Below are 26,724 nucleotides of genomic sequence, written 5' to 3'. Positions count from 1 at the left end.
GTCAGATTCCTTCCTTGGGTTCGAGCCCTTGCTCGTTCAGCATCTGCTCGCGCTTGCTGCCCTTGAAGCGGCTACGGATCACCACGAAGAACACCGGCACCAGGAAAATCGCCAGCACCGTGGCGGTGATCATGCCGCCGATCACGCTGGTACCAATGGCGCGCTGGCCACCCGAGCCCGCACCGCTGGCGATCGCCAGCGGCAGCACGCCCAGGATAAAGGCCATCGAGGTCATCAGGATCGGGCGGAACCGCAGGTGCACGGCCTCGAGCGTAGCGTCGATGACGCTGCGGCCCTGGGCCTGCAGATCCTTGGCGAATTCCACGATCAGGATGGCGTTCTTCGCCGACAGGCCGATCGTCGCGATCAGGCCCACCTTGAAGTACACGTCGTTGGGCATGCCGCGCAGGGTCACGCCGAGCAGCGCGCCGAGCACGCCGAGCGGCACCACCAGCAGCACCGCGACCGGGATCGACCAGCTCTCGTAGAGGGCGGCCAGGCACAGGAACACGATAATCAGCGACAGCGTGTACAGCATCGGCTCTTGCGAACCGGCCAGGCGCTCTTCATAAGACTGGCCCGACCACTCGAAGCCGAAGCCCGGCGGCAGCTTGGCGAAGTTGTCTTCCATGATCTTCATGGCTTCGCCGGTACTGCGTCCCGGAGCGGCCTGGCCAGCGATCTTCACCGCCGGCAAGCCGTTGTAACGCTCCAGGCGCGGCGAGCCCATGATCCACTTGGAAGTGGCAAAGGCAGCGAACGCGACCATGTCGCCGTTGCTGTTCTTCACGCGCAGCTTGGTCAGGTCGTCGGGCAGCTTGCGGTCGTTGCCTTCCGCCTGGGCGATCACCTTGCGCACACGGCCTTCGTAGATGAAGTCGTTGACGTAGGAAGAGCCGAACGCGATGGCCAGCGTCGAGTTGATATTGGCCACCGAAACGCCCAGCGTGCGCGCCTTCTCGCGGTCGATGTCGATCTGCAGCTGCGGCGCGTCTTCCTGGCCTTCGGGGCGAACCCCCACCAGCGCAGGATTCTTCGCGGCCATGCCGAGCATCATGTTGCGCGCTTCCATCAGCTTGGCGTGACCCTGGCCGGTGCGGTCCTGCAGGCGGAAGTCGAAGCCCGAGGAGTTGCCCAGCTCGGAGATCGCCGGCGGGTTAAGCGGGAAGATGATGGCGTCCTTGATGAAGGACAGCGCACCAAACGCCCGGCCAACCAGTGCCTGCGCGGTCTCGTCCTTGCCGGCGCGATCCTTCCAGTCCTTCAGGCGCACGAACGCGATACCGCCGTTCTGGCCGCGGCCGAAGAAGGAAAAGCCCGCCACGGTGATCATCTGGTCCACCACCTTGGATTCCTTCTGCAGGTAGTAGTCCTCGATCTGCTTGAGCACGCCGATGGTACGTTCCTGGGTGGCGCCGTTGGGCAGCTGCACCACCGTGATCATGTAGCCCTGGTCTTCCTCGGGGAGGAAGGAGGAGGGCAGGCGCTTGAACAGCACCACCATGCCGACGACGATCAGGGCGTAGATGATCAGGTAGCGTCCGGCGCGCGCCAGGATGCGGCCCACCATGCTCTGGTAGCCGGTGGCGGCGCGCGCGAAGGTGCGGTTGAACCAGCCGAAGAAACCCTTCTTCTCGTGGTGGTGGCCCGCCTCGACCGGCTTGAGCAAGGTGGCGCACAGCGCCGGCGTGAGCGTCAAGGCCAGCAGCGCCGAGAACGCGATCGACGCGATCAGCGACAGCGAGAACTGGCGGTAGATGTTACCCACCGAGCCCGAGAAGAACGCCATCGGGATGAACACCGCGGTCAGCACCAGCGTAATGCCGACGATGGCGCCGGTGATCTGGCCCATGGCCTTGCGCGTGGCGTCGCGTGGCGAGAGTCCTTCCTCGCTCATGATCCGCTCGACGTTTTCCACCACCACGATCGCATCGTCCACCAGGATACCGATCGCCAGCACCATGCCGAACATCGTCAGCACGTTGATGGAGAAGCCGAAGGCCAGCAGCATGCCCGTGGTGCCCAGCAGGGCCACCGGCACCACCACCGTCGGGATGATGGTCGCGCGGATGTTCTGCAGGAACAGGTACATCACCAGGAACACCAGCACCACGGCTTCGACCAGGGTCTTGATCACTTCCTCGATCGAGATCTTGACGAAGGCCGACGTGTCGTAAGGCACGGTGTACTGGTAGTCGGCCGGGAAGAACTTGGAGAGCTCTTCCATCTTGGCGCGCACCGCGGTGGCGGTGGCCAGGGCGTTGCCGCTCGGGGCCAGCTTGATGGCGATGGCCGCCGACGCCTTGCCGTTGGTACGGGCCAGCGTGGAGTAGTCGGCGCCGCCGAGTTCGACGCGGCCGATGTCCTTGATGCGCACCGAGGAGCCGTCCGGGTTCGTGCGCAGCAGGATGTTGGCGAACTGCTCCGGCGTGGTGAGGCGGCTCTCGGTGGTAACGGTGGCGTTGAGCTCCGTGCCCTTGGGCGACGGCGTGCCACCCAGCTCGCCCACGGCGACCTGGACGTTCTGCTCCGAGATGGCGGCGGTGACGTCCTGCGGTGTGAGGTTGAAGCCGGTCAGCTTGGCCGGGTCCACCCAGATGCGCATGGCGTACTCGGTGCCGAACAGGTCGGCCTGGCCCACGCCCGGCACGCGACGGATCGAATCGATCACGCTGGACGAGATGTAGTTGCCCAGCTGGATGGCGTCGGCCTGCCCGGACTTGGACGTGACCGTCAGGAACATCATGTAGTTGTTCCCGGCCTTGTCCACGCGCACGCCCTGCTGGCGCACTTCCGCCGGCAGGCGCGCTTCCACGCGCTTGAGGCGGTTCTGCACCTCGACCGAGTTCAGGTCGATGTTGGAGCCCGGCTGGAAGGCGATCGTGATCGTCGACAGGCCGGTGGCTTCGCTGGTGGAGTTGTAGTAAAGCAGCCCGGGAATACCGTTGAGCTCTTGCTCGATCACCGTGGTGACCGAGTCTTCAAGCGTCTTGGCGGATGCGCCCGGATAGGTCGCCGTGACCGAGATCGTCGGCGGGGCGATGTTGGGGTACTGGGCGATCGGCAGTTGCACCACCGACAGCAAGCCCCCCAGCACGATGATCAGCGCGAGCACCCACGCGAACACCGGCCGGTCAATAAAAAACTTGGCCATAGCACTGGCTCCCTTCGAATTGCGCTGTGATTAGCCCTGCTTGGCGTCGGCCTTGTCAGCGGCCACCGCGGCAGGAGCCGAGGCTCCGCTGGCGACGGGCTGCGCGTCGGGAGCCGAGGCGGCGGCGGTCTTCGAGACAAACGGCACGGCCTTGGCGGGCGCGCCGACCTTGACCTTCTGCAAGCCCTCGACGATCACCTTCTCGCCACCCTTGAGGCCCTCGGTGACGATCCAGCTCTCGCCGATGGCCTGGGGCGCCTTGACCGGCACTGCCGCGACGTTGCCGTCGCTGCCCACCACCATCACCGATGCGCCTTGCGCATTGCGGATCAGCGCGCGTTGCGGCACGGTCAGCGCGTTTTCGTCCACGCCCTGCTCGATCTTGACGCGCACGAAGGTGCCCGACAGCAGCTCGCGCTTGGCGTTGGGGAACTGCGCGCGCAGCGTGATGGCGCCGGTGGTCGGGTCAACCGTCATGTCCGAGAACAGCAGCTTGCCGGTTTGCTCGTACTCGCGGCCGTCCTCGATGAACAGATGGACGCGGGCGCCACCGTCGACGCCCTTGACCTTGCCGCTCTCGATGGCGCGGCGCAGCTTCATCACTTCGCTCGCGGGCTGGGTGAAAGTCACCCGGATCGGGTCGACCTGCTCGACCGTGGTCAGCTTGGTGGCTTCGCCGCTGCCGACCAGCGCGCCTTCGGTCACCAGCGCGCGGCCCACGCGGCCGCTGATGGGCGCGGTGACGGCGGTGTAGCCGAGGTTGATCTGGGCGGTGGAGACGGCAGCCTTGGCCGAGGCGATATCGGCGGTGGCCTGGCCCGCGGCCGCCACGGCTTCGTCGTATTCCTGCTTGCTCACCGCATTGACGGCGACCAGCGGCTTGTAGCGCTCGGCCTTCTGGCGGGCTGCCACGGCGTTGGCTTCGGCGCGGGCAAGGCTGGCCTTGGCCGACTCGAGTTGTGCCTGGTAGGGCGCCGGGTCGATCTTGAACAGCAACTGGCCTGCCTTGACCTCGCCGCCTTCCGTGTAGTTGCGGGACAGCACGATGCCGGAAACCCGCGCCCGTACTTCGGCGGTGCGCACGCCTTCGAGGCGGCCCGGCAGTTCATTGATAACAGAAACGGTCGTAGGCGTGACGGTAACGACACCCACTTCCGGCGGCGGCATGGCGCCGCCCTGCGGCTTCTTTTCGCCGCAGGCGGACAGCGCAAGCGCCGACAACACGGCAGCGGCAACGCAAGTGATACGTTGGGACTTCCTCATCGATAACCCCATGATGGCAATTTGAGATCGGCCGCATGCGCTCCCGGTGTCGTATCCGGATACGGCGCGGCCCACCGCTGGCAGATGGCACAGAGGCGGGCAAAAAGAGTAATGCTAGCCACAATTTGCAACGCTGACGTGGCACATGCGACGAAAGGTTGCAAATTAGTAACGACATGCCGACATGGCAGCGTGAACCGTGCAGAGGTGCGCGCCGCCGTCTGCCAGCCCATCACGCCGATGGGCTGGCCGAAAGTCAGGCGAACGCGTATTATATATACATTCAAGCATGTATGTAAGAACTTGTTGCAACGCGGCGAAGGCCGCTCTATATAAACCACGTCCTAACGCGCCAGCGTGGCGCGCAAAGTGCAAGGCGGGCTTCACCGCCAGCACTCAGGGAGACAAAACCAGACCGGTCCTTCGTGGCCGGCAGCAGAGAACATCATGGTCCGACGCACCAAGGAAGAGGCGCTTGAAACACGCCATCGCATTCTCGACGCGGCCGAGGCGGTTTTTCACGCCCGTGGCGTTGCCCGCCCCTCGCTAGCCGATATTGCGGAGGCGGCCGGCGTGACGCGCGGCGCCATCTACTGGCATTTCAAGAACAAAAGCGATGTCTTCGCCGCGATGTCCGACCGCGTCCACCTGCCGCTAGAGGCCCTGTGCGAGCCGGGACGCATCGCCAGCCAGGAAGACCCGCTTGGCAGCATCCGCGACATCTGCGCCTTTGTGATGCGCCAGACCGTGGAAAACCCGCAGTGGCGGCGCGTGTTCGAGATCGTTTTCCACAAGTGCGAGATGGTGGCGGACAACGGCGCCATCTTCGAGCGGCAGCGCCAGTCGCACCAGGAGGGCACGGTGAAGATGCGCGAGCACCTGCGCATGGCTGTCGACCGCGGGCAATTGCCGGCCGACCTCGACCTGGACCTGGCCGTCAATGTGTTCCACGCCTCGATTGGCGGCATGCTGTCGCACTGGCTGTTCGCCCCCGAGGATTTCGATCTCGAGACCAATGCCGAGCGGGTGGCCGATGCCTTCATCGACACCCTCAAGTTCTCGCCGGCCTTGCGCCAGGGCTATGTGGCGCGTCCCGTGCCCAAGCTGGAGGAAGAAGTTGCCTCGATGTGCCAGGAAGCCAAGAAGAAGGCCGAGACCGGGCAGGCTGCGCAAGCACTCGCCACCAAAGCGCTGCCCGGCTGATCTCGCCGCGGGCGGCGCGCGAGCCGCTCAGCCGCGCACGGCCTCGCGCCAGCGCGCCAGGAAATTGCGCTTGCGCAGCGTGTCCTGCGCTGCTAGCAGGCCGGGGCCGACGCTGATCGGCTTGAGCGCGTAGCCCAGCCGCTCCGACAGCGCCGCGGCGGTGTGCTCGCTGTCGGTGTCGGTGCGGATCGTGTAGAGCTGCGAGGCGCTCTGCCCCAGCAACGTCTGGCCCGCCCGCGAGAGCAGGAAATCCAGCCATAGCCGGGACGCGTTGGGATGCGGCGCGCGGCGCGCGATGAAGGCCACGCGCGACATCACCAGCGTGTAGTCGCGCGGCGCGATGACATCGATCTGCGCCCCGCGCTCCATCAGCGACAACGCGTACGAACCCAGCAGGTTGTAGCCCAGCACGAATTCGCCGGAGGCGATGCGCTCGATCATGCTCGCGGTGGACGCGGACAACTGCACGCCGCAGCGCCCCAGCGCCTGGGCCAGATACCAGAACTCCCCCCCCATGCGCGCGTCCTGCTGCGCCAGCAGGTAACCCACCCCGGACTTTTCCACATCGTAGGTCACCACCCGCTGGCGCCAGCGCGGGGTGTTTTCCTGCAGCAGGCGCGCCAGTCCGGTGCGGCTGCGTGGCGTGCGCATGCCGGCAAAATGGCGCCGGTTGTAGACGATCACGGCGGGCTCGAAGGTGGTGCCCCAGGCTTCGTCACGCCAGGCGGCCCACGCCGGCAGGCCGGCCCGCTCGGGCGAGGGGTAGCGCAGGGCATGGCCATCGTTGACGAGCTTGATCTGCAGGTCCATTGCCGTGCTCCACAGCACATCGGCGTAGTCGGGGCCGCCCACCTGGCCCGCGCCCAGCGCGGCGCTCTCGGCCAGGAAGCGGCCGTTGAGCTCCAGCGTGTTGAGGTCCTGATAGCGCACCTTGATGCCAGGGTAGCGTGCCTCGAACGCGGCCAGCAGCGGCCGCGCGATCTCCACGTCGGTGGAGGCATGCACGTTGACCGAGCCTTCCTGCACGCCCCGCGCGATGATCTCGGCGTAGCTTGCCGGATAGCCCGCCGGCACCGGCGGCAAGGCCTGGGCACCCACGCCATGGCTCAGCCCCGCCAGCGTGGCCGCGGCGGCGCCGGCCAGGACACGCCGCCGGTGCCAGCTTGCTGGTGGTTCGGCAACCATGGGGGCAGGCGTGAAAGGCAAGGGAAAGGGCAAGGGGGACGGGGAGGGGGGCAGCTTGCGCAAGGCGGGACCCATCGGTGGTGACATCGGTGGCCAAAAGGGGCCATGGCGCACTCGCCGCGCGCAGCCCGGGGCGGAGGTATTATAAGCGCCCGCGGCGTGTCCTCGCGGGGGCGGCGGCCTTGCCAGCCATGGCGGCAGAGCCATCGCATGATTTCAAACGGACGCTTATCTGGCAGGGGAGGACCGCCGTGCGCTTATTGCTGGTGGAAGACGAGATTGAACTGGCGCGCTGGGTTGCGCGTGCCCTGGAGCAGGGCGGCTTCGTCATCGAGCATGTGGCCGATGGCCTGCAGGCCGAGGCGCGGCTGATGGCCGAGGAATACGACGTGGTGGTGCTGGACCTGCGCCTGCCCGGCAAGGACGGGCTGGCCGTGCTCAAATCCATGCGCGGGCGCGACGACCGCACCCCGGTGCTGATCCTGACCGCGCAAGACACGCTCGACGAGCGCGTGCGCGGCCTGAACCTTGGCGCCGACGATTACCTGCCCAAGCCCTTTGCCATTGCCGAGCTGGAAGCCCGCATCCTGGCGCTGATCCGGCGTAGCCGCGGCCGCGCCCATCCGCGCCTGCAGTGCGGCACGCTGGTGTTCGACGGCGAAACGCGCAGCTTTACGCTTGAAGGCGCGCCGCTCGCGCTGACCCCGCGCGAATCGACCCTGCTGGGCGCGCTGCTGGCCAAGAGCGGCCAGCCGCTGACCAAGGCACAACTGCTCGACAAGGTGTTCTCGCTCGATGCCGACGTCAGCCCCGATGCCATCGAAGTGCTGGTCTACCGGCTGCGCAAGAAGCTCTCGGGCCACGGCGTGACCATCGTCACGCTGCGTGGCTTCGGCTACCTGCTGGAACCGGAAGGACAGCCCTGATGCTGAGCCGCCTGCCACGGCACTGGTTGCGGCACTGGCTGCAAGGCAGCCTGCGCCGTCAGTTGCTGCTGCTGCTCGTGCCCGCGCTGGCGGCCATGATGGCGCTCGACACGTGGCTGACCTACGGCACGCTGCGCGATGCGGCCAACGCGGCGTACGACCGCTCGCTGTACGGCTCGGTGCGCGCCATCGACAACGCCATCGGCATGGCCGGCGAAAGCGTGCAGATCGCGCTGCCGGATGCCGCCATGGAGATGTTCGAGACCGCGGCGCAGACCCATGTCTTCTACCGCGTCTCGCTGGAACGCAACGGCAAGATCGAAACCGTCACCGGCTACGACGACCTGCCGCTGCCCAGGGGAGAGATCGCCAGCAACCAGCCTCGCTTCTACGACGCCGACTATCGCGGCGACCCGGTGCGCATCGCCGTGCTGGCGCACCCGGTGTATCGTCCCAACGCCCACATGCGCGTGCTCGTGCAGGTGGCGGAAACCGCCGAGCCGCGCTTTGCGCTGATCGCCACCGTGTGGCGCGGCGCGCTGGCGCGCGACGTGCTGCTGATCCTGATCAGCGCGGGCATCCTGGTGGCCGGCATCACCTATGTGCTGCGCCCGCTGGCGCGCGTGCGCGACGACGTGCAGGCGCGTTCCGCCGACGACCTCACGCCGCTGGCCTTCGACCATGTGCCCATGGAAGTCCGCCCGCTGGTTGACGCGGTCAACCTCCATGTGTCGCGCTCGGCCGCCATGACGCAGGCCCAGGCGCAGTTCATCGCCGACGCCGCGCACCAGCTGCGCACGCCGCTGGCCATCCTCAAGACGCAGGCCGAATTCGCCCAGCGCCAGCTTTGCGCCAGCGCCGACCCGGCGCGCGCGCGGGATGCCGCCGGGGAGGCGGTAGGCGGCATCGTCACGCAGCTGGAGCAGGCCGCGCGCCTGACCAACCAGTTGCTGGCGCTGGCGCGGGTACGGCAGCACCCAGGCAGCGACGCGCCTGGCGACGCCGAACCGCTGGAGCTGATCGATGCCGTGGCCGTGGCCGAGCAGGTGGCGCTGGACTACTTGCCGCTGGCGCGCGGCAAGCAGCAGGATTTTGGCTGGGAGCGGCCACAGGGGCTGGCGCTGCCCGTGCGGGCCGATGCCGCGCTGTTGCGCGAAGCCTTTGCCAATCTTGTCCACAACGCGATCCAGTATTCGCCGCGCGGCAGCCGCATCACGCTTTCCGCCGCGCGCGTCGGGGACGCCGCCTGCCTGGTGGTGGAGGACGACGGGCCGGGCATTCCTGCCGAGGAACGCGAGAAAGTATTTGCGCGGTTCTACCGGCGGGTTGGGAACGTGGAGCCGGGCTCCGGCCTGGGACTGGCCATTTCCCGCGAAATGGCGGCGCGCTTCGGAGGCACGGTAGCGCTGGGGACTGGGCTGCAGGGCAAAGGGGTCCGGGCGGTCCTGACGCTGCCGACCGGGGAATGACAGGACATCAGAGGGCATGACAGGACATGAGAGGGCGCTAAAAAGACCAAAAAGTCTAAAAGAGCAAATGTCCATACATCCATCCCCACGTAAACCCCACCCCATTGCCTGACAAATTGACAGCCTTTTGACAGTTTCTACCCCCTAGAATCGCGCCATGGCCGCTGTACCGGCCAGACCAAGTCAGAAAGCCAAGAACAAGTCCGGCATGCAAGCGCTGCCAGGGACAGGAGACAACGCCGAGCCACCCGGTCAACGCACGCAGCGCCGGCGCACCGCACGACTCTCCCGCCCCCGACAGCCAGCTTCACTGCCAGCCGGACACCTCCGGGTCGGTCCTCGCCAGCAACGCCGGCAACCGTTCACCGGCAATCCTCTGAAAAAGAACAGGAGACCGTAATGCGTCGTTCGATTCATCGCTTTGCCCACGTCGTCATGGCTTCGGCCGCGATCACCGCCACCGTGGCCGCCGCGCCCGCGTTCGCGCTCGACAGCGTGAAGTTCATGATCGGCGCCAACCCGGGCGGCGGTTTCGACCAGACCGGCCGCTCGCTGGGTGCGGCGCTGGTTTCCGCCGGCGTGGCCAAGACGGCCTCTTACGACAACAAGGGCGGCGCGGGCGGCACCATCGGCCTGACGCAGTTCGTCAATACCGACAAGGGCAACCCCAACGCAATGATCGTCACCGGCGCGGTGATGGTTGGCGCCATCGAAACCAACCATCCCCCGGTCACGCTGAAGAACGCTACCCCGATCGCTCGCCTGTTCGCCGACACCATGGTGATCACCGTGCCGGCGAACTCGCCGCTGAAGTCCATGAAGGACCTGACCGCGCAGCTCAGGGCCAACCCGGGCAGCGTGAGCTGGGGCGGTGGCTCCAAGGGTTCGATCGACCACATCCTGGCGGGCCTGGTGGCCAAGGAAAGCGGCGTGGACCCGAAGAAGATCAACTACGTGCCCTTCCAGGGCGGTGGTGAAGCCTCGGCCTCGATCCTGGGCGGCCACGTGACCGTCGGCCTGGCCGGCGTGTCCGAGTTCCTGCCCTTCATCAAGAGCGGCAAGATGCGCGCACTGGCCGTGACCTCCAAGGACCGCACCGCCGATATCCCGACGCTCAAGGAGCAGGGCATCAACGTGGAGATCTACAACTGGCGCGGCGTGTACGGCGCGCCGGGCATCACCGCCGAGCAACGCAAGGCGCTGGTGGATGCGGTGGTCAAGGCGACCGAGACCCCCCTGTGGAAGGAAACGCTGGCCAAGAATGACTGGACTCCGTTCCTGCTGACCGGCGACGAGTTCGGCAAGTTCGTGGACAGCGAGTCGGCCCGCCTGGGCGGTTCGCTGCGCGAGCTGGGCGTGGCGAAGTAAGCTGCCCCGCCCGAGCGTTTCACTGCTTGATCGTTTCAGCGTTTTACCTGTCGGCCCTGCCTGCGGCGCACCGTAACGCTCGGTGCGCATGCGGCAGGCGGGGGTCCGGTGTCCACCTGCGATACCCAAAAACCAAACTACACATCGCCGGACCCCCGCCTTGAGCGGGGACGACAAACCGCGGGACGCCAAGGGCCGGACAACACGGCCGCAGGCACCGCTTGAAGGAGCCACTTCCAATCATGAAACCCTCACACCTGGCGATCGGCATTGCCGTATTGCTGCTCTCCGCCTTCTACTTCGTCGGCCTGTCTGGCATCTCCGGCGACGAAGGCTATGCCGGCCTGTCGCCGCGCTTCATGCCCACGCTGGTTGCCATCGGCCTGGCCGCATGCGGCGCGGCGCTGACCTGGCAAGGCATTCGCGGCGGCTTTCGCAACATGCCGGAAGAAGACGCCGAACTGCCCGACGCCCCGCACAATTTCCGCGGCTTCCTGTGGGTGGCCGCCGGCCTGGTGGCCAATATGGCGCTGATCGGCACGCTGGGCTTTGTGCTGGCGTCGACCCTGCTGATGGTCTGCGTGGCACGTGGCTACGGCAGCAAGCGCTTTGTGCGCGATGCCCTGATCGGCCTGTGCATTACGTTGCCGATGTGGGCACTGTTTGAATTCCTGCTCGGCATCAATTTGCCGTTGCTGCCCGTCGCCGGGTTCTGAACGGAGCTGATGATCCATGGATACGCTTAATCTGCTGATGCATGGCTTTGCCATCGCCATCACGCCAATCAACCTGATGTGGGCCCTGGTGGGCTGCTTCCTGGGCACCGCCATCGGCGTGCTGCCGGGCATCGGCCCCGCGCTCACGGTAGCGATGCTGCTGCCGCTGACCGCCAAGGTGGAACCCACCGCTGCGCTGATCATGTTCGCCGGCATCTACTACGGCGCCATGTACGGCGGCTCCACCACCTCCATCCTGATGAACACGCCGGGCGAGTCGTCGACCATGGTCACGGCGATGGAAGGCAACCTGATGGCCAAGAGCGGCCGCGCCGGCCCGGCGCTGGCCACCGCGGCCATCGGCTCGTTCGCCGCCGGCACCATCGCCACCGTGCTGCTGTCGATGTTCGCGCCGGTCGCGGCCGACGTGGCGCTGCAGTTCGGGCCCGGCGAGTACTTCATGATCATGCTGCTGGCCTTCACCACGGTGTCGGCGGTGCTGGGCTCGTCCTTGCTGCGCGGCATGACCAGCCTGTTCCTGGGCCTGGGCATCGGCCTGATCGGCATGGACTCGCTGTCGGGCCAGACGCGTTACTCGATGAATGTGCAGGAGCTGTACGACGGCATCGACATCGTGGTGGTCGCGGTCGGCCTGTTCGCGGTGGGCGAGGCGCTGTTCAACGCCTTCTTCCCGCAGCCCGCTGGCGGCTTCAACAAGCTCAGCTCGGTCATGATGACCAAGTCGGACTGGAAGCGCTCGGTGCCGGCGTGGATCCGCGGCACCATCATCGGCTTCCCCTTCGGCCTGATCCCGGCTGGCGGCGCGGAGATCCCGACCTTCCTGTCGTATGCCACCGAGAAAAAACTGTCCAAGCACAAGGATGAGTTCGGCACGGTGGGCGCGATCGAAGGCGTGGCGGGCCCCGAGGCCGCCAACAACGCCGCCGTGACGGCCACGCTGGCCCCGCTGCTGACGCTGGGCATCCCCACCTCGAACACCACCGCGATCCTGCTGGCGGCGTTCCAGAACTACAACCTGCAGCCGGGCCCGATGCTGTTCCAGACCTCGGGCGACCTGGTGTGGGGCCTGCTGGCTTCGCTGTACATCGGCAACGTGATGCTGCTGGTGCTGAACCTGCCGGCGATCGGCCTGTGGGTGCGCATGCTGCGCATCCCCACGCCGCTGCTGTATGGCGGCATCCTGATCTTCGCGGGCCTGGGCGCCTACGGCATCCGCCAGTCGTGGTTCGACCTGCTGTTGCTGTTCATCATCGGCGTGCTGGGCATGGCCATGCGCCGCTTCGACTTCCCCACCGCGCCGGTGATCGTGGGCATGATCCTCGGGCCCATCGCCGAGAAGCAGCTGCGCAATGCGCTGTCGATCAGCCAGGGCGACTGGTCGATCTTCGTGACCCAGCCGATCTCGGCCACCATCCTGGCCATGACGGTGGCGGTGGTGCTGATCCCGCGCATCCTGGGCTGGCTGGCCCGGCGCTCGGCGCGTGGCAAGGTGGCTGACGCCACCGGTTGATTGGCGCAAAATGCGGGCAAGGCCCGGCACTCCAGGGTGCCGGGCCTTTTCATTTGTCGCGCCATCGCATGGGCGCCTTTGTCTCTACATTGCGCTCCACCACAAGAACATCGCGCCGGCGCGCCAGGCCGCTGCAACATGCCCTCTGTCCTTCACCGCTGGCGTCCGGTCCTCTTGACGCTGCTGCTCGGCCTGGCCGCCGCGCTCGTTTGCACGCTGCTGCACACCCCACTGCCATGGATGATCGGCCCGCTGCTGGCGGTCGCCATCGCGCGCATGCGCGGCGCCGACCTGCGCGCGCCCACGCAGGCGCGCAATGCCGGGCAGTGGGCCATTGGCACCTCGCTCGGGCTTTACTTCACGTCCGACGTGGTGGCGCGGCTGATCGAGTTCCTGCCGTATATCGTCGCAGGCTCGCTGTTTGCGCTGCTGCTCGGCTGCGGCGGCGCCTGGGTGCTGCGCAAGACCACCGGCGTGGCGTTCAAGACAGCGTACTTCTCCACCGCCATCGGCGGCGCGTCGGAGATGGCCAACCTGGCCGAGCGCAACGGCGCGCGCATCGACCAGGTGGCGGCCGCGCATTCGCTGCGCGTGCTGATGGTGGTGGTGGCCGTGCCCGCGCTCCTCCAGTACGGCGGCATCCACGGCCTTGACCCGTACGTGCCCGGGCCGCGCACGGTGGACTACCTGTGGCTGCCCGTGCTGATCGCGATCACGGTCAGCGTGGCGCTGGTGCTCAGGCACTTCAACCTGCCCAATCCCTTCGTGATCGGCACGCTGCTGGCGGCCGCCGTGCTGACCGCCTCGGGCTTCGAGCTGTCCGCCATCCCCACGTGGATGAGCCGCGCCGGCCAGCTGATGATCGGCGTGTCGCTGGGCGCGCGTTTCTCGCGCGACTTCCTCCATACGGCGCCGCGCTTTCTCGGCGGCGTGGCGGTGTACACGCTGGCGGCGCTGGTGCTCTCCGCGCTGTTCGGCTGGGGCCTGTCGGCACTGTCCGGCGTGCATCCCGCCACCGCCATCCTTGGCACCACGCCCGGCGGCATCGCCGAGATGTGCATCACGGCCAAGGTGCTGGAGCTTGGCGTGCCCCTGGTCACCGCCTTCCACGTGATCCGGATGGCCTTCGTGGTGCTGTGCACCGGCCCCCTGTATCATTGGCTCAAACATCGTGCCGCGCCGCAGGAGACGGAGTAAGAACTACTGACAAAGTGCAACGCATCGGTGCGACAGGGTGGCATAACGACGGCATCAGGAACCTTTTAACGGCTCAGAATCGAACTACGCTCGTTGTGCGACATGACACTCCTCTTCCGTGAATGTCCAGCCGCCTGGGCTTTTGCGTGCAACTGATACCGACTTCCCGTCTAGGTAGGCAACACGGGCAGCCTGTTCCACGCCCTCGCATCGACTGTCAGCCTTGTACTCAACGAGCAGCAGCACCGACCTCAATCCCCGTTCCACATCGGGAGCCCATTGCACCAAAGTCTGAGCAAGAAAGGCGATAAAGAACACGACCGTTCCGATCACGCTGACATAGCGCATGATATAGGTGGTCATTTCGGTTTGCTTTGTGTCGGCATGTGCAGCGGGTAGTCTCTTCCCATGCCATATCCGGTATATCAGTTGCTCTTTGGTCTGCGCATCCCAGAGCGGAGGCCACAGTGCTTGCAACACCTGTGCAGCAAACCAGATGGCCCACATCAGCATCATGTTCGCTGCACACCAAATCACTATCATTCCGCTCACAATCAGCACATACATCAAGGGCAACAAGCCAATCACGAGTAGGGCATGGAAGTCGGGAAACGATTTGGGGTCCAGATGCGTTATCGCGTGGATGACATGGCGCGCGCTGATGTTCGCCAAGCAAAGCGCGAGACTACCGGTGGTGGCGAGCATAACCTTACCTGCTACGCGAGCCCAGGCATACTTCGTGAACGACGCGGTCTTTTGCAGCAAGTCCAGCAAGGAACCGACACAAGCCATTACGGCGACCACAATGCTCAGGATACCGAAGGTACTCGCAAAACCCGGCAGCATCAAAATGCCAAACGCGACAATGCAGAGGAGCTGCGCCAGAATCTGGAGTGCCTCGACCTCTGGCGTGATGGCATTCACTCTTCGTACGGCCCGCATAAGCGCGCAAGCTCTGCGGAATATTGCGAAAGAGGCCTGTCGACGGAGCGCCCTGAGACGCCGTACGAACGTCCATCCGCAATAGATGAGGACGCCCACCATGATGAGAATTCCGCTTTGGCGCGGCCAGGCCTTCAGCACGCCAAAGAACGCACAGACTGCGCCCAGCACCATAAGCACGCGAATGACAGGGCGTCTGTAACTTCCCAGGAAGTTGGATTCGACTTCAGACATTGGATTTTCCAGAGCGGTTGAAAGTTGTCTGGCCACGGTGATCAAGCAGGACTCGTGACGAGGAGAAACGACTATGGCCAGTTGACACAGGGGCAGCCAGTTTTATCAGAATACGATGCCAATACAACCCCGCCTTCTGGTGTCCTGACTAGCCTTCGTGGTGCTGTGCACCGGCCCCCTGTATCATTGGCTCAAACATCGTGCCGCGCCGCAGGAGACGGAATAGCAACCCGGCCCGGCCTCATCCCAGACAAACGGGCGTGCCATGCCAGAGCCAACGCTAGAACCAACGCCGGAATCCGGCTTCACGCTTGCCGATATCGACCACACCCTGCAGCGGGTACTGGCACCATGGGTGCGCCAGCTCGGGTTGCGTGCCGAGCTCGTTGATGCACAGGGCGTAACGCTGCGCCTGCCTTTTGACGAATCATTTCGTCATGCGGGTGGCGTGGTGTGCGGCCAGGTGCTGATGTCCGCGGCCGATACCGCCATGATCGTGGCCGTCGCCAATGCACTTGGCGCCTTCAGGCCGATGACCACCGTCACGCTCACCACCAACTTCATGCGCCCGGTGATCGAGGGCGATGTGCTGGTGCGCGCCAAGGTGCTGCGCCTGGGCAGGACCGTGGTGTTCGGCGAGATCGAGCTGACCGGCACCGACGGCAAGCTGGCCGTGCAGGCCACCACCACTTACGCGCTGCTGTGAGCAGCGCATCACCCGATTGCACGCCAAATTGCACGCAATCTCCCAAGCTATCTCCATGCATGAGCCCCGCAGCCTGACGCCTGCCCCTATCCAGCCCGCCACCGCCTCGCCGTTCGACCAGGTGGTGTTTGCCGGCGGCGGCAACCGCTGCTGGTGGCAGGCGGGATGGTGGGATACGGTGGCGCCCGAGCTGGGGCTGCGCCCGCGCGTCATCGCGGGGATCTCGGCCGGGGCCGCCACGGCGTGCATGATTTATACGCACGACTCGCGCCAGGTGATGGCGTACTACGGCGAGGTGCTTGCCGGCAACCGGCGCAATGCGTACTGGGGCAACCTGCTGAGCAAGCAGCGCGTGTTTCCGCATTACGGCATCTACCGCACCGCGCTGCTGAACATCTTCGGCGAGGGCCGCCTGGCAAACCTGAAGACGGCGCCGGAGATCCGCATCGGCGTGGCCCACATCCCGCGCTGGAGCGGCCCGCGGCTGGCGGTGATGGCCGGGCTGGTCGCCTACAACATCGAGAAACACTGGCTCAAGACCTTGCACCCGCGCCTGGGCCGCAAGCTGGGGTTTCATCCCGAGTTCGTGCGCGCGCAGGACTGCGGCTCGCCCGAGCAGCTGGCGGACCTGCTGCTGCAATCGTCCTCGACCCCGCCCTTCACGCCGGTGCTGCGGCGCGACGGCCGGCCCGTGCTGGATGGCGGCATGGTCGACAATGTGCCGGTCGACGCGCTCGACGCAACGCCCGGCAACGTGCTGGTGCTGGTGACGCGGCTCTATCCGCGCCCGCGCCGCTTTGTCCTGCAACACGGCGCGCAGCGCCGGCTCTACCTACAACCTTCGCAACGGGTTCCGATCTCGAGCTGGGACTATACCCAGCCCGGCGCGATGATCGGTGCCTACGAACTCGGCCGGCGCGACGGGGAAACCTTTTTACGCGACTGGCCGTCTGTCATGAAGACGGAGCTTGGCACCGCCGGGTAGCGCTCCCGCGCGCCGGCCGTGCTCGCGGCTCCGTCATCACGATGTGCAATGCGGCCTTCGCGCCGCCACAGGAGGCATTGATGACGAAACGCCAGGCAAGATCCACGACCGAGCGTCAGAGCGCCCGCCGGGCCAGCACCGAGCAGGCTGTCGAGCATGTTCCCCGCCGTGGCAGGCGCAAGCCCGGCGCGCAGCGCGAAGCGGATTTCGTGGTGATCGGCGCCGGCTCGGGCGGCGTGGCGGCTGCGCGGCGCGCGGCCACGCTGGGCGCGCGCGTGGTGCTGGTGGAGCGCGACGCGATCGGCGGCACCTGCATCAACCGGGGCTGCGTGCCCAAGAAAATGCTCTCGTATGGCGCCAGCCTCGCGGCCGTCCTGTCAGGCTGCCTTTCGCACACCGGTGGCAAGGAAGACTGGAGCGATGCCATTGTGCGCGTCAACGCCGAAATGGCGCGGCTGCACGTGGCCTACACGCACCGGCTGCAGCAAGCCGGCGTGGAACTGCTGCGCGGCGACGCCACGGTAAGCGCCGCCGACCAGGTACAGGTGGGCGCCGAGACCATCCGCGCCAAACGCATCCTGATTGCCACCGGCGCACGGCCGCGCGCGTTGCCGGTGCCGGGTGGCGAGCTGGCCTGCACCTCGGACGACGTCTTCACCTGGCAAAGCCTGCCAGCCTCGCTGGTGGTGATCGGCAGCGGCTACGTGGCGGTGGAGCAAGCCTCGATCCTGTCACGCTATGGCGTCAAGGTGGAGATGCTGGTGCGCGAGGAACGCCTGCTGGCACGCTTTGACCACGAAGTGGCCGAGGCGCTGGCCGAGGCGCTCGCCGCCAAGGGCGTACGCCTGCATTTCAATGCCGAGGTGACGCTGCTGAACCAGGCCAACGGGGCCATCGACGTGTGCTACCGGCAGCATGGCAATGACCGCATCCAGACCGTGCGCGCGCAGGCAGCGCTGGCGGCGATCGGGCGCGACCCGCATTGGGATGGGCTCGGCCTGGAGGCGCTGGGCATCGCGAAAACGCAGAAGGGCGGCATCCAGGTGGACCGCTCATTGCGCACCAAGGTGCGCTCGATCCATGCCATTGGCGATGTCATCGACGGCCTGCACCTCACGCCGGTGGCCGGCGCCCAGGGCCGCTGGCTGGCCGACCGGCTGTTCGGCCGCCGCGGCGACCGCGCGGATTTCGACCTGGTGCCAACAGCGGTATTCTGCGAGCCGGCTATCGGCAGCGTGGGACTGACCGAGCATGCGGCCATCGCGGCAGCTGGCAAGCCGGAGCGCATCCACACCGTGGTACGCCGCTTCGTCTCGCTGGAGAATCGCTTTGCCGGCAGCGAGCAGGCCTCGATGGTCAAGCTGGTGGTGAATGCGCGCAGCGGGCGCGTGCTGGGCGCGCACATGATGGACAACGCCGCCCCCGAGATCATGCAGGCGTTTGCCGTGGCGGTGCGGCTCGGGGTGAAGCTGTCGCACCTGCAGACCACGGTGCAGCTGCATCCCACCGTGGCGGAGGAGCTGTTCGGCTAGGCGCGCGGCCGGATTCAGGCCGGCTCGGCCATCGCCGCCGGCTTGGCGCCCTCGCACGGATCGGGCCGCTTGTGCACCGGCACCAGCACCACGCGGTCATAGGCTCCGATCTCGTGGCCGCTGGCCTGCTCCAGGTAACCCACGCTGTAGATCGCGCCCGGCTCGGCGGCGAGCCAGCGCGGCGCGCCCACATCGCGCCGCACGTGGCCGTTGCCGGCAATCAGCACCGCGCCGCGGTCGGCGTATTCGCGCATGGCGGCCGCCATGACCGCATCGCGCGCGGCCTGCGCGTCCAGCATGCCGGGCAGCATGGCCTTGGGGAAATTGCCGCAGTGGCCACGGTCGAGCACCGCGGTCTGCTCGGTCACCACGTCCACGGGCAAGGGCGCGGCGAGGCCGAGGCGCTTGCGCTGCGTCGCATCGAACACGCCATCCAGCCCGCTGCGCACGATCTTGCCCGCATCCGCGCGCGACAGGTTGGCCGCCACCAGCGGCAGGTCGTAGCGCAAAGCCAGCGCCACCACCGGCGTGTAAAGCTCCCACTGCCAGCTCTTGCCACCCGCCTGCGCCACGACATACGCCGCATCGCCGGGCCGCTCGCGGCGGGCGCGATCGATATCGGCCTGGCGCTCGCGGTCGAACTGTTCCATCGCGATGGCCGGGCGCCAGCCGGCTGCCAGTGCGTCCGACAACGCCAGCAGGCGCCGCTTTTGCCCATCGGCGTTGTCGTGGACCTCGCCCAGCAGCACATAGGTCTTGCCGGTGAACTGATGCGCGACATCGCCAGCCACGGCGGCTGGCGGCGTGCCCGCGCAACCGGCGAGCGCAGCGAACATGGCGGCGGCGAGCGCCAGTCCGGCGGCGCGGGTAGGGACAAAGCTGGCTAGGCTGGCAACGCTGTGACGAATCTGCATGACTAAATATCCTGGTTGCGATGGCTCGCTCGTGCTCATTATTACGCAGTTTTACCGCGTGGCCGCGGCTTCCGGCACATACACCATCGAGCCATCCTGCAACCGGTACGCCACGCCTGCCTTGATGCCGTCGCCGCTGCCGACCTGGCCGCTGGCCTGGTAGCGCACGACCTTCTCGCCCTGCTTGGAGACGATCTCCATGTCGGGCTTGCCGGGATTGGTGATGATGGTGACGTCCGCGTGTGTAAACGGGTTCATCGGGTTCTGTGCGATGGCCACCAGCAACGCGGCGATCACCACCAGGAACACGTCGATCAGGTTGACCACCGACAGGATGGGATCATCGGCCTCGCTCTCCTCCAGGAACTTCATGCGTCCACCTCCCACTGCGGCTGATGCTTGCCCAGCCACACCAGTTCCTCGGCGAGCCAGCGGCGGCGCACGTTGACCACCCAGAAGGTGATGCTGGCAGCGATCAGCGCGAGAATCACCGCGGAAAACGCGATGGTGAGGTTCTCGCCCACGTTGGCGAGGTTGCCGCCGGACAAGCCCTTGAGCGCAGGCCCCATCGGGATCATGGTGGCCACCAGCCCTAGCATCGGCGCGACGCGCGTGGCAATGCGCGGCCACTCCAGCAGGCGGTGCGCGGTGACGTCAAGCGTGTCCGGGTCCTGGATGCGGTGGCGCAGGGCGAACGCCACCAGCACATAGCCGCGCCCTGTCTCGATGCCGTGACGGCGGCGTTGCCAGCCTTGCGTGGCGAACTCGCCGAGCGCCCAGAAGGCGTACAGGAACAGCAGCCCGATCAGAGCCAGCGTCGGAAACAGGAACAACTGGCCGACGTCGTACATCAGGGTTTCAAGCAGGGTAGGAGTCATGATGCCTCAGCGGGTTTCGGATTGTTTTTGGAAGACAAGCGCGGCGCCAGCGCGGCGGCGCGCGCTGAGGGCGCCGCCCAGCATGGCGCCGGCCAGTGCGATGCCGCCGGCAAGCCACGACAGCACGGGGACGAGAGCCGCCGCGGGAGGCCTTTTCTCGACCAGTTGCATGCCTTGCACCGGCACCGTTTGCGGCTGTGCCTTGGGCTCGGGTTGCGGCTTGGGTTGCGGCTTGGGTTGCGCCTGCGCTTGCTGCCGGGCAGGACGCGGCGCTGCCTGCGGGGCTGCTGCCTTCGGCGCGCCGGCGGGCGGTGCCGCGGGAGCCTGCGTGCCATAGCCCGCGGCGCCGGGCGCCGTGGCCCGCTGCTGCACGTAGCGATTGAAGCTGCGGTTGTCGCTGCGGATACCGTGCCGCTGCGACAGCGCCTGCCACCTGTCGGCCAGCGTCTTGAGCATCTCGGGATCGGCATTCCAGTAGCCCTTGCGCGCGGCTTCCAGCATGCGCTCGATTACCTGCGCCTGGGCCTGTGGCGCGTTCTTCTCGAACCATGCGTCCAGGCCGAGCTTGTGCTTATCCTTGACGTAGACCTCGGCGAACTCGGTCCACTGGTCGTCGCGCACAATCTCCGGCGCGACCGCGGTCCAGCCCCAGAAATTGTTCACGGTATCGAGCACGTTGAGCGCGCCGCCATAGCCTTCGGCCTTCATGCCTTCGATCCAGCCAGGATGGAAATAGCGCGTGCGCAGTTCGGTGGCAAGGAAGGACGCCGCCGTTTCCGTGCGCGCACTGTTCGCATCGCGCAGGTTGGAGATCAGCAGCTCCGGCGCCTTGCCCGTCAGGTGGCGCACGGCCAGGCCGATGCCACCGAGATACTGGAAAGGATCGTCGGTAGTCAGCATGCCGTACAGGTTGGAGCTGCGCGCCAGCAGCGCGCCCTCCACGCCCTTGAGATTCTCCGCGTAGAGATTCAGTTGTGGCAGTTTCTCGCCCCACGTCTTCTCGTCGGGCCCATAGCCGTATTGCATGCGCGCGAGATAGAGCTTGGCCAGCTTGGCGTCCGCTTCCTTGCCGCTGCCGAAGCTGTCGCTGGCCAGCGTGGCGTCGTTCAGTCCCGTGCCATAGTTGCCGGTCTCGCTGGCGAAGATGCGCGTGAGCGCCAGCGACTCGATGCGCTCCGGGGTCATGTCCGCAGCCTTGAGTTGCGCCAGCCGCGCGCTGACCGCGCGCGTGCTGGCGGCAACGGCGTTGTCGGGCTCGGGCTGCGCGGCGGCGAGCTTGACCGCTTCGGCCAGCCACTTGATCAGGTTGGGAAAGTGATCGCGATAGAGGCCGGTCGCGGACAGCACCGCGTCCACGCGCGGCCGCTTGAGCTCGGCGGCGGGAATCGCTTCCACGCCGACCACGCGGGCGCCGCCGTCCCACTTCGGGCGGATGCCCATGGCGGCCATCGCCTGCGCCTCCAGCATGCCCTGATGGCGCATGGTCTCCACGCTCCACAGCGAGAAGGCCAGCTTGGCGGGCCATTTGCCGTGGCGCTTGCGCCAGTCGGCAATCATGCTCTCGGCCGCGGCCTGGCCGGCCTGCCACGCTTCGCGGCTCGGTACCTTCGAGGGATCGAACCCATACAGGTTGCGCCCGGTCGGCAGTGCGTCGGGATTGCGCACCGGGTCGCCGCCGGTGCCCGCCAGCACGTAGCGACCCGCCAGCGCGGTGAGCATGGATTCGCTCTCCGGCGCGGCATCCAGGCTAGCGTACAGCGTGCGGGCACGCTGCATGTCTTCGCGCTGTCTGGCGTCGGCAAGGTTGGCCAGCGGCGCACCGTCGATCACGTACTTGCGCAGCATGGCGTACGGCGCCGATTGCGCGAGCTGTTTGTAGTCGAGCGCGAACAGTTCTTCCGGCTCGTCGGGAAACACGCGCTTGAGCCACGCTTGCCCGAGCATGGCCATCACCGTGTACAGCCGCAGCTCGGGATCCTGCGACTGGCCGAACGTATGCAGGCCGTAGGGCTGCAACGCACCGGCTAGCTCGTGCAGATGCGTGTGCAGCGCATCGAGGTATCCGGCAAACTGCGCGCTCGCACGGGCTTGCGGCCAGCCCATGTCGTCGAGCAGGTGCATGCGCGCGCTGCGCTTGAGGATGTCCTCGCGCAGCGTGTCCTTCACTGCGCCGTCGTCCTGTTGCAGGTAGTTGTGCAACTGGTCGTGCAGCGCCGACAGATCGGTGTGCAGGCCCGCCGGCTTGAACGGCGGCGTCTGGTGGCTGACGATGGTGGCGCGGCCGCGGCGCTTGGCCTGCAGCGCCTCGCCCACGTCATCGACGATGTAGGGATAGATCACCGGCACGCTGCCGAGCACCATGTAGGGCTGGTCGGTCACGGACAGGCCGCGCTCCTTGCCCGGCGTCCACTCCTGCGTGCCGTGGGTGCCGTAGTGCACCAGCGCCTCGCGCCCCTCGCGCGCCCACAGGTAGGCCGCCATGTAGAAATGGTTAAGCGGCGTCTTGGTGGCGTGATAGAGCGCTTTCTCGGCGGCTTCGTCGCGCTCGCCGCGTGGCGGCACCGGCATCAGCGCGACGTTGCCGAGCTGCAGGCGCGGGATGGCGAAGCCGGCCACGCCGTTGCGCCTGATCGCCATCGACGAGGCTTCGGGTTCGCCCCAGCGCGCGCTGACCTCGGCGCGAAACGCCGCAGGTTGCGCGTCGTACCAGCGGCGGTATTGCGCCATCGGCATCCACACCGCGCGATCCGCGTCGAGCAGCGCGGCGAGCTGTCCATCGCGATAGAAGGGGGCGAGCAATGCACCCAGATCGCGCTGCAGCGCGAGCGCATCGGCAGCGTCGGTACGGTAGCCGGCCGCATGCAATGCGGCCAGCGTGGACGACAGGCTGCGCGGCAGGTTGAGAAACGATGCCGACAGGTTCTTCTCGCCCGCCGGATAGTTGTAGAACAGGATCGCCACGCGCTTGTCGGCGTTCGGCGTGCGCTGCAGGCGCGTGAGCGCCAGCGCCTTGTCCGCCACGGCATCGAGCTGCGCCGGCAGGCTGACGATACTGCCGTCCTTGTGCGAGGTGGCGGCGGCCAGCATGGGATCGCTCACCCCGGCCAGCTCGGGCTGCACGAGGTAGAAGGGCGTGTCGGTAAGGCTGATGCCGTGCGGGTCGCGCTCCCAGTCCTGCGCGTCGCCCTTGCGATAGGGCATGACCTGCAGCACCGGGATGCCGAGCGTTTCGAACTCCGCCTTGCGGCCTGCCGCATTGAGCATGATCTGGCCGTTGATGAGCACGTCGACGATGCGCTTGCCGCCGGGCGCGGCCATGCGCAGCACGCCGTGCGCATCCATTACGCCGCTGTAGAACACCAGCGCGCGCGCGCCGCGCGCTTCGATGCGCGTGATCAGGTCGTCGATGAAGGCGCTGTCCAGCCCCGACACGTAGGCCTGGTGGATGGCGACGCCGATCACCGGCTCGCCCGCATGGCCGGACACCTTGAGCGCGTCGTCTGGCGATGCGGTGACCACGCTGGCGAGCCGCGGGTGGTAGTAGGCGGCCTTGGGGAAAACAACCGGCGCGGGAATGGCGTTGTCCGCATGCAGCTTGAACTGCTGCGCGGCCAGTGTGCGCATCATCGCGTCGAAGTTGGCGCGGCCGCCGTTGACGTAGTACGCCTGCAGCTTCGCGCCCAGCGCGCTATCCACGCCGTGCGCATCGAAGCGGTCAGTGGCAATCAGCAAGCGCGGCACGCGCGCATGGGTCCACAGCGGCCCGAGCTTGGCCAGCATCTCGGTGACGATATGGTCGCGCGGCGCATCCAGGATCAGCAGGCCGGCGCCGTCGATAAACGGCGCGATATCCTGCGCGCTCATGCGCTCCAGGTAGCGCGCGTCCAGCGTCATGCCGCGCGCGCGCGCCATGGCCTGCAGCGGCTCGAACTTGCCGGCGGGCACCGGCGAGGTGGTCAGCACCGCGATGCGCGGCGCTGCCGACGCTGGCTGCATGCCGAGCACCAGCCAGGTTATCCACAGCAGGCACAGCGCACGGAGAATCCGCATCGTGGTTTTATCTTGTGGGGACATGTCGGTCGATTCGCCTCCGGTCAGAACGACAGCTTCACGCTGGCGGCAAAGGTACGTCCCGGCTGCGTATAGAAGTCCAGGCCCGGCTCGCTGGCGGCCACGCTGCCTTGGCGCACATCGCCCCACAGCCAGTACTTCTTGTCGAACACGTTGTTCACCGACAGCACCAGGCTGGCGTAGCGGTTAAAGCGCCACCAGCCCTGGATATCGGCCACGCCATAGCCGCCCGGCTTGAAGTAGGCGAAGGAAGTGTCGTCGGTGCGCGTCACGGCGCGCGCGCCGCGCCAGCGCAGGCTTGCGCCCTGGCCCTGGCTGCTGCTGCCGCGCTCCCACGTCAGCGCGGCGCTGGCGCGCAGCGGCGAGACGCTGTTGAGGGGCTGGCCGGTCTGCTCGTTGTTGCCGTGCGCGTAGGCCACGGCGCTGTCCACGCGCCATTGCGGCAGGAAGCGGTAGCTGCCGCGCCACTCGGCGCCGTAGATGCGCACGCTGCTCTGGTTGCGGTACTGGTACGTCGCGCGCAGGCCGGCAAGGCAAGCGGGGTCCGACGGGCAGCGCAGCGCGACTTGCTCGATGAAGTCCTTGTAGCGGTTGTCGAACACCGCGACGCTGGTCTGCACGCGCTCATCCGTATAGCGCGCGCCGATTTCGAACGAGCGGCTCTTCTCCGGGTTCAGGTCGCCATTGGGCGCGGCGCCGTAGCCCTGGATGGTGTTGCGGAAGCTGCCGTTGATCTCCTGGTAGTTGGGCGCGCGGTATCCGAATACGTACTGGGCCCACAGGTTGATGCGGTCGGTGGCTTGCCACAGCGCGGAGAGCTTGGGCGACAGCGCCGAATCGCTCTTGCTGGTGGCGGGCTTGGAAGCCACGCTGTTGTAGAGCTTGTCGTCGTCCGGGCCGAGCGAGTAGTGGTCAAAGCGCAGGCCCGGCGTGAGCGTGAAGCGGCCGCCGGCGAACTGCAGTTCGTCCTGCACGAAGATGCCGGTCTGGCGCGCTTCGCCCTTGGGAAAATCGTGGATCGGGAAGTTGTCGCCGGCCAGCGATTTGGACACCACGCCGGTGGTGCGGTTGTAGGTGGTGCCGTCGCGCATCTCGCTGGTCTGGGTACGCAGGAAGTCCACGCCGGTGATCAGGCGGTGGCCAACGACGCCGGTGTTGAACGATTTGTCGGCCTGCACGTTGAAGCCGGTCTGCTGCTGGCGAAAACCGAACAGCAGGTTGACGTCACACAGGCTGGTGCCCGCGGTGGAGCCCGAGCAACCCGAACTGGTGCGGCTGCGTACCTGGTTGGTCACGGTGTTGGACTCGCTCTCCTGGTAGAACACCGCCGCGCTCAGGCGATCGATGACGCGGCTGGCCGGCTTCCATTCGTAGTCCAGGCTGACGCGGTTGCGCGACAGGTCCTCGGTGCCGTTGGCGGAGGTCACGCGCGGCAGCGCGGTGGATAGCCGGCGGATATCGGTGAAGGTGTCGTTGTCGCGATGCTCGTAAGTCAGCTTGAAGCGATGGCCCGCGGCGGGGTCGAGCACGATCTTGCCGAGCCAGGCGTTGGTCTCGCTGTTCTGCGGATTGGCCTTGGTGCGGCCGGTCGACGTGGTGTCGTTGCCACCCATGCTCCGCACTTCGTGCCCCTTGCGGTGCGCGTACATGAACAAGCCCTTGATGGTCTCGTTGCCGCCGGCCACGCCCGCGGTCTGGCCGAAGCTGCGGTCGATGCCGTTCCACGACAGGCCGGCTTCGCCTCCCACCGCGCGCCCGCGCATGATGTCCTCGGGATTCTTGGTGACGTACGACACCACGCCGCCGATGGCGTCCGAGCCGTACAGGCTGGAAGCCGGCCCGCGCAGCACCTCGACCCGCTTGAGGAAAGAGAACTCGGGCGCGTCGCGCGTGGCGCTGGACAGGTTGGATGGGCCGCCGCCGTTGTAGTAGTCGGGCAGGCGCACGCCGTCGACCATCAGCAGCACACGGTTGTCTTCGATGCCGCGGATATTGATGCTGCCGGCGCCAAAGCGGCGGCGGTCACGGGGCACGTCGATATCGGGCTCATCGGCGAACAGGGCGGCCTCGTCAGCGGGCTGGGCGCGTTCGATCCGGCTGGCGTCGATGGCGGTGATGGTGGAGGCGACGGCGTCGGCGCGCTCCTCGGTGCGAGTGGCGGTGACCACCACCTCGCTTAAGTGGCGGGCCGGATCGGCGGCCGGCTCGGCAGCCAGGACGGGGCCGCCAAGGGCAGCGCAAACGGCGGCGATGGGCGTGGCCCGGATAGAGGCAGAGGCGCGCAAGCGCGCCAGACAGCGGCGTTTCATGGAATTTCCCCAAAGAAAGCGGAACGCTGGCTGGCTAGTGCGAAAACTGTGGCTCGCTCGCGTGGTCAGGCGTGGCTCGGCGAACCCGGCCACGCATTATTGAGAATGCGAATTATTATCAATAAGTAACCATTTGTAAAG

At 66.8% G+C, this 26,724-nt stretch carries 19 protein-coding genes; 10 read left to right on the top strand and 9 right to left on the bottom strand.

The annotated features are described in order from the left end of the window. Position 1 precedes the first annotated feature (1 nt). Positions 2 to 3,154 carry an efflux RND transporter permease subunit gene (locus RR42_RS20650; protein WP_043351000.1) on the bottom strand — a complete coding sequence of 1,051 codons (3,153 nt, stop codon included), beginning with the start codon at positions 3,152 to 3,154 and terminating at the stop codon, positions 2 to 4. Positions 3,155 to 3,184: 30 nt separating this feature from the next. After that, positions 3,185 to 4,417 carry an efflux RND transporter periplasmic adaptor subunit gene (locus tag RR42_RS20645; protein WP_043350998.1) on the bottom strand — a complete coding sequence of 411 codons (1,233 nt, stop codon included), beginning with the start codon at positions 4,415 to 4,417 and terminating at the stop codon, positions 3,185 to 3,187. 447 nt (positions 4,418 to 4,864) lie between these two features. On the opposite strand from RR42_RS20645, the gene RR42_RS20640 reads away from it, so the two are divergent. Continuing rightward, on the top strand, positions 4,865 to 5,620 hold the full coding sequence (locus tag RR42_RS20640) for a TetR family transcriptional regulator (RefSeq protein ID WP_043350997.1): 756 nt from the start codon (positions 4,865 to 4,867) through the stop codon (positions 5,618 to 5,620). Positions 5,621 to 5,647: 27 nt separating this feature from the next. Here the strand turns inward: RR42_RS20640 and RR42_RS20635 are convergent, their stop codons facing one another. Next, positions 5,648 to 6,805 carry an ABC transporter substrate-binding protein gene (locus RR42_RS20635; RefSeq protein WP_236701944.1) on the bottom strand — a complete coding sequence of 386 codons (1,158 nt, stop codon included), beginning with the start codon at positions 6,803 to 6,805 and terminating at the stop codon, positions 5,648 to 5,650. A gap of 251 nt (positions 6,806 to 7,056) precedes the next feature. On the opposite strand from RR42_RS20635, the gene RR42_RS20630 reads away from it, so the two are divergent. The 6 genes from RR42_RS20630 (at position 7,057) to RR42_RS20605 (ending at position 14,012) form a co-directional block, all read left to right on the top strand. Continuing rightward, a complete protein-coding gene (locus tag RR42_RS20630) occupies positions 7,057 to 7,731 on the top strand; it encodes a response regulator (RefSeq protein ID WP_043352486.1) in 675 nt (224 codons plus the stop codon). After that, positions 7,731 to 9,200 carry a sensor histidine kinase gene (locus RR42_RS20625; protein WP_043350992.1) on the top strand — a complete coding sequence of 490 codons (1,470 nt, stop codon included), beginning with the start codon at positions 7,731 to 7,733 and terminating at the stop codon, positions 9,198 to 9,200. Before RR42_RS20630 ends, RR42_RS20625 begins: the two co-directional genes overlap by 1 nt. Before the next feature lie 399 nt (positions 9,201 to 9,599). After that, positions 9,600 to 10,568, top strand: coding sequence for a tripartite tricarboxylate transporter substrate binding protein (locus RR42_RS20620; protein ID WP_082054954.1), 969 nt, complete (start codon positions 9,600 to 9,602; stop codon positions 10,566 to 10,568). A gap of 242 nt (positions 10,569 to 10,810) precedes the next feature. Then, the gene (locus RR42_RS20615) at positions 10,811 to 11,284 is read left to right on the top strand and encodes a tripartite tricarboxylate transporter TctB family protein (RefSeq protein WP_043350988.1); all 474 of its coding nucleotides are present in this window, start codon (positions 10,811 to 10,813) and stop codon (positions 11,282 to 11,284) included. Positions 11,285 to 11,300: 16 nt separating this feature from the next. Beyond that, positions 11,301 to 12,815: a tripartite tricarboxylate transporter permease gene (locus RR42_RS20610; protein WP_006162311.1), complete on the top strand. Its 1,515-nt coding sequence runs from the start codon at positions 11,301 to 11,303 to the stop codon at positions 12,813 to 12,815. Between the two features lie 138 nt (positions 12,816 to 12,953). After that, positions 12,954 to 14,012, top strand: a complete 1,059-nt coding sequence (locus RR42_RS20605; protein ID WP_043350987.1) for an AbrB family transcriptional regulator — start codon at positions 12,954 to 12,956, stop codon at positions 14,010 to 14,012. An 84-nt stretch (positions 14,013 to 14,096) separates the two neighbouring features. On the opposite strand, the gene RR42_RS20600 is transcribed toward RR42_RS20605, so the two are convergent. Continuing rightward, positions 14,097 to 15,188 carry a hypothetical protein gene (locus tag RR42_RS20600; RefSeq protein ID WP_043350983.1) on the bottom strand — a complete coding sequence of 364 codons (1,092 nt, stop codon included), beginning with the start codon at positions 15,186 to 15,188 and terminating at the stop codon, positions 14,097 to 14,099. Between the two features lie 265 nt (positions 15,189 to 15,453). On the opposite strand from RR42_RS20600, the gene RR42_RS20595 reads away from it, so the two are divergent. The 3 genes from RR42_RS20595 to RR42_RS20585 all read left to right on the top strand — a co-directional run bounded on the left by RR42_RS20595 (position 15,454) and on the right by RR42_RS20585 (position 18,411). Next, entirely contained in the window at positions 15,454 to 15,894 is a 441-nt protein-coding gene (locus RR42_RS20595) for a PaaI family thioesterase (RefSeq protein ID WP_082054953.1), read from the top strand. Positions 15,895 to 15,949: 55 nt separating this feature from the next. Continuing rightward, positions 15,950 to 16,879 (top strand): patatin-like phospholipase family protein, encoded by a 930-nt coding sequence (locus RR42_RS20590; RefSeq protein ID WP_052494721.1) that lies wholly within the window; start codon positions 15,950 to 15,952, stop codon positions 16,877 to 16,879. A gap of 80 nt (positions 16,880 to 16,959) precedes the next feature. Next, positions 16,960 to 18,411, top strand: a complete 1,452-nt coding sequence (locus tag RR42_RS20585) for a dihydrolipoyl dehydrogenase family protein (protein WP_043350980.1) — start codon at positions 16,960 to 16,962, stop codon at positions 18,409 to 18,411. Between the two features lie 14 nt (positions 18,412 to 18,425). On the opposite strand, the gene RR42_RS20580 is transcribed toward RR42_RS20585, so the two are convergent. The 5 genes from RR42_RS20580 to RR42_RS20560 are packed head-to-tail and all read right to left on the bottom strand — an operon-like array spanning position 18,426 to position 26,583. After that, positions 18,426 to 19,325: a ChaN family lipoprotein gene (locus tag RR42_RS20580; RefSeq protein ID WP_173430695.1), complete on the bottom strand. Its 900-nt coding sequence runs from the start codon at positions 19,323 to 19,325 to the stop codon at positions 18,426 to 18,428. A gap of 51 nt (positions 19,326 to 19,376) precedes the next feature. Next, positions 19,377 to 19,697 (bottom strand): DUF2149 domain-containing protein, encoded by a 321-nt coding sequence (locus RR42_RS20575; protein WP_043350978.1) that lies wholly within the window; start codon positions 19,695 to 19,697, stop codon positions 19,377 to 19,379. Beyond that, entirely contained in the window at positions 19,694 to 20,203 is a 510-nt protein-coding gene (locus RR42_RS20570) for a MotA/TolQ/ExbB proton channel family protein (RefSeq protein WP_043350974.1), read from the bottom strand. Before RR42_RS20570 ends, RR42_RS20575 begins: the two co-directional genes overlap by 4 nt. Positions 20,204 to 20,209: 6 nt before the next feature. Further along, complete coding sequence (gene cobN, locus RR42_RS20565; protein ID WP_082054952.1) at positions 20,210 to 24,253, bottom strand: cobaltochelatase subunit CobN; 4,044 nt, start codon at positions 24,251 to 24,253, stop codon at positions 20,210 to 20,212. Positions 24,254 to 24,297: 44 nt separating this feature from the next. Beyond that, entirely contained in the window at positions 24,298 to 26,583 is a 2,286-nt protein-coding gene (locus RR42_RS20560; RefSeq protein WP_043350970.1) for a TonB-dependent hemoglobin/transferrin/lactoferrin family receptor, read from the bottom strand. Between the last annotated feature and the right edge of the window lie 141 nt (positions 26,584 to 26,724).

The sequence above is a fragment of the Cupriavidus basilensis genome, assembly GCF_000832305.1.
In the GTDB taxonomy this organism is placed as follows: domain Bacteria; phylum Pseudomonadota; class Gammaproteobacteria; order Burkholderiales; family Burkholderiaceae; genus Cupriavidus; species Cupriavidus basilensis_F.
This window is presented reverse-complemented; position numbering and strand designations above follow the sequence as displayed.